General features: G+C 31.2%; 3 protein-coding genes and 1 pseudogene (1 of these 4 running past the window's edge). 2 read left to right on the forward strand and 2 right to left on the reverse strand.

Annotated features, from left to right (window positions below; genetic code table 11):
• Positions 1-322 precede the first annotated feature (322 nt).
• Both A2255_03065 and A2255_03070 read left to right on the forward strand, forming a co-directional pair.
• Entirely contained in the window at positions 323-703 is a 381-nt protein-coding gene (locus A2255_03065; protein OGI22791.1) for a hypothetical protein, read from the forward strand.
• Positions 704-1,190: 487 nt separating this feature from the next.
• A complete protein-coding gene (locus tag A2255_03070; GenBank protein OGI22792.1) occupies positions 1,191-1,409 on the forward strand; it encodes a hypothetical protein in 219 nt (72 codons plus the stop codon).
• Between the two features lie 41 nt (positions 1,410-1,450).
• Here the strand turns inward: A2255_03070 and A2255_03075 are convergent, their stop codons facing one another.
• Together A2255_03075 and A2255_03080 are read right to left on the reverse strand one after the other, a co-directional pair.
• Positions 1,451-3,001 (reverse strand): phosphoglycerate mutase (2,3-diphosphoglycerate-independent), encoded by a 1,551-nt coding sequence (locus A2255_03075; protein ID OGI22793.1) that lies wholly within the window; start codon positions 2,999-3,001, stop codon positions 1,451-1,453.
• Positions 3,002-3,407: 406 nt separating this feature from the next.
• Positions 3,408-3,426 (reverse strand): annotated as a pseudogene (locus tag A2255_03080) (hypothetical protein); it runs 179 nt beyond the window's last position.

Below are 3,426 nucleotides of genomic sequence, written 5' to 3' on the forward strand. Positions count from 1 at the left end.
CCAGCGTTATCTTTTACATTCATTTTTAGGTTTATTTACAGCATAAAATATTGTGTAATTAAGATAAGTTTCTTTATACAATATAAATTACTAACCCAGTTGAATGTCATTCTCTATTTGTCTCATTTGTTATTGTTTTAATCAGTACTATTTATATAATTAAAAAAATATTTTCAAAAAATAATATTATTTAGGTGTAAAAACTTATTATACTTACTTGTTTAAATTAGATTTCGTAGTATAATCAGGTTACAATGTAATTGTGATAGTAGTAGTCAAACTTAAAAAGTGCTTAAGCTGCGAGAGTTAGAAAAAATTTATTATGATTAATCAAGATAAGTGTGAAAAAGGTTTAATTATGGAAAACCGTCCTTGGGGGAGTTTTACTGTTTTAGAAGAAGGGGATAAGTACAAGGTTAAAAAGCTTGTAATAAATCCTCATCAAAGGTTAAGTTTACAAATGCATCAGCACAGAGATGAACATTGGGTAGTTGCAGAAGGCACACCGTTACTTAGATGTGGTGATATCTCAAAAGAATATAATATTGGTGAATGTATTGTAATTAAAAAAGTCGAATTACATCGTATTGAGAATAAAACTGATTCTCAGGTAATCATTATAGAGATTCAAAATGGTGATTATCTTGGTGAGGATGATATTATAAGAATTGAAGATGACTATTCAAGAGTAGACAAAGTCTAAATAGTTTATTTTATTAAGTAAAGAGTGATGGCCAGTAATCATCACTCTTTACTTATTGGCCAATATTAAGAAATTGTAATTTTTGAGAGAGAAATAAGCAATTTTTATTATGATAAGTATTTATTTATAGAGTGAATATCAATAATAAAAATTGAGGGATGTTTTAATATGACCACTATTCGACCAGGACTTAATAGTTTATTATATGTCAATCCTGCACCTTCAGTATATTTACCAGGCTAAAAAGGATGATCCTATGACTATTAAACTTACTAATGATGAGATAAGAGTTTCAGGTAATGCTAAGGATGTAGCGGATCTTTTCGTTAATGACAGTTAAAGTACCAGAAGTAATCTGGCCTAAAAAAAAGTCAGATAACCAAGTAAAAGATCTTCCGCCAAAAATATTTGATATGAGGTATGAAGACGATAACGATATATAAAAGCATTTTTTAATTTACTTGTTTAAATTTATAGGAGATTTTATATGCTAAGTTCAATAGATCCAAATAAAGCTAACTTCATTTATGCTAGCAAAGAGGTAATAAATCCTGCAAACGTTTGTAGGATTTATCGCAATCCTGAGTTCGGTAACAGTCCTGCTACTACTTTAGATAGGTCCATTATTGAATTCACTAATGGTAGTAAAATTGGTTATTCAGAGAGTGTTCAGACATTGCGTGAAAGTTTAAACTTAATCGGCTAATAGTTTGTAGAAAGAGAGAAGGCTTTAAGCCTTTTCTCTTTCTATGCTTTATTTAATGCGGGTTTTTTGACTATTAATGAATTTCCTGTCATTTCTTCCGGTTTTTCTATATCAAGTATATCCAGTACAGTTGGTGCAATATCTGCTAAACAGCCTCCTTCTTGAAGTGATGCCTCTTTATCATAATTTATTAAGAGAAAAGGAACCATATTTGTTGTATGTGCTGTAAATGGTTTGTGTGTTTCAGGATCTTCCATACATTCAGCATTTCCATGATCTGAAGTTAGCAGCATAATTGCATCAACGCTTTTTACTGCATCGATAATTTTTCTAAGGCAATCATCAATAGTTTCAACTGCTTTTACAGCTGCGTCAAGTTTTCCTGTGTGGCCTACCATATCTGGATTAGCAAAATTTACAAGTATAAATTGATATTCTTTTGACTTTAAAGCTTTAACAACTTTTTCTGCTACTTCAGGGGCGCTCATTTCTGGTTTTAAGTCATATGTAGCAACTTTTGGTGATGGAACAAGTACTCTTGTTTCAGTTGGGAACGCTCTTTCTACGCCACCATTAAAGAAGAAAGTAACGTGTGCATATTTTTCTGTTTCTGCTGTTCTGAATTGCTGTACTCCATGTTTATCAAGAACCTCTCCCAAAATCCCCTTTAATTCTTGTGGAGGAAATGCGATTGGGAGATTAAATGTTTCATCGTATTGAGTTATACAAACATAATATGTGTTATTAAGTACTGACTTTCTGGTAAAGCCGTCAAAGTTAGGATCATTAATTGCTCTTGTTAATTGTCTTGCTCTATCAGGTCTGAAATTAAAGAAAATTATTGAATCATTATCTTTTAATCTGGAATTTTCATCTCCTGCAACTAAGGGTAATACAAATTCATCTGTTACATCTTCATTGTATGAATTCTGTATTCCTTCTATTGTGGTTTTTGTACAATTACCTTCACCATATAGTAGGCAATTATAAGCTTTTTCTGTTCTATCCCATCTATTATCTCTATCCATTGCATAGTATCTGCCTATAACTGTGGCTACAGCCGGTAAACCTAGTTTATCTAATTTTTCTTCAACAGGTGTTATATACTCGATAGCGCTTTGTGGCGGAGTATCACGTCCATCAAGAAATGCATGGACATATACGTTTTTTAATCCGTGCTGATGAGCAAGGTCAATAAGTGCATAAATGTGGCCCATTGCACTATGAACACCACCTTCACTCACTAAACCCATAAAATGTATAGATGAGTTATGTTTTTTTGCGTGTTCAACAGCATTTAAGAATTCTGTGTTTTCAAAGAAAGTTTTTTCTCTAATAGCTTTGTTAATTCTTGTTAGTTCTTGATAAACAACTCTACCTGCTCCCAGGTTAAGATGTCCTACTTCAGAATTTCCCATTTGGCCTTCAGGCAACCCAACATGTTCACCATCTGCATATATACAAGTATCAGGATACTCTTTTACTAGTGAGTGATATGTCGGGATATTTGCTGCTTCTATAGCATTTGTAGGGCATTTTGAGCCACAACCCCATCCGTCTAATATGGTTAGTAAAACAGTTTTATTATTCATTAATTTTTCCTTTCTCAAAACCCAATAAATTCTATAGGTCTGCCTCATTCTTTTATAATATGTACTAATTTAATTTTGTAAACTATATTCAATTAAAGAAAGCCGATTAAAAATAAAAAATCGGCTTTGTTATTTTGATATTAACTTACAATAAACGTCTAAAAATTATATTTTTTTAATTAACTCTAATATTTTTAGTTATTATTATTTGAAAACTTTTCTATAATACTTTTAAATATATTGCTTTTTTCGTTACGTCTAGCTTCTTCTTTTTCACGCATAATTCTACTCTCTTCTGCCATTTTTTGTCTTTCAATTAATACTTCATCTAGTTTTTTATAGCCTTTTAAAATTTTTTCCTTAAAGGTTTTAGCTGATATACAATCTGCTGGACAACAATCTTCACCTATATCATTTTTAAGTGT

Source organism: Candidatus Melainabacteria bacterium RIFOXYA2_FULL_32_9, from assembly GCA_001784615.1.
GTDB lineage: Bacteria > Cyanobacteriota > Vampirovibrionia > Gastranaerophilales > UBA9579 > UBA9579.

Bases quoted from the DNA above. Each gene is read 5' to 3' on its own strand.
- A2255_03075 (OGI22793.1), bottom strand. From the start codon at position 3,001: ATGAATAATAAAACTGTTTTACTAACCATATTAGACGGATGGGGTTGT.
- A2255_03065 (OGI22791.1), top strand. From the start codon at position 323: ATGATTAATCAAGATAAGTGTGAAAAAGGTTTAATTATGGAAAACCGT.
- A2255_03070 (OGI22792.1), top strand. From the start codon at position 1,191: ATGCTAAGTTCAATAGATCCAAATAAAGCTAACTTCATTTATGCTAGC.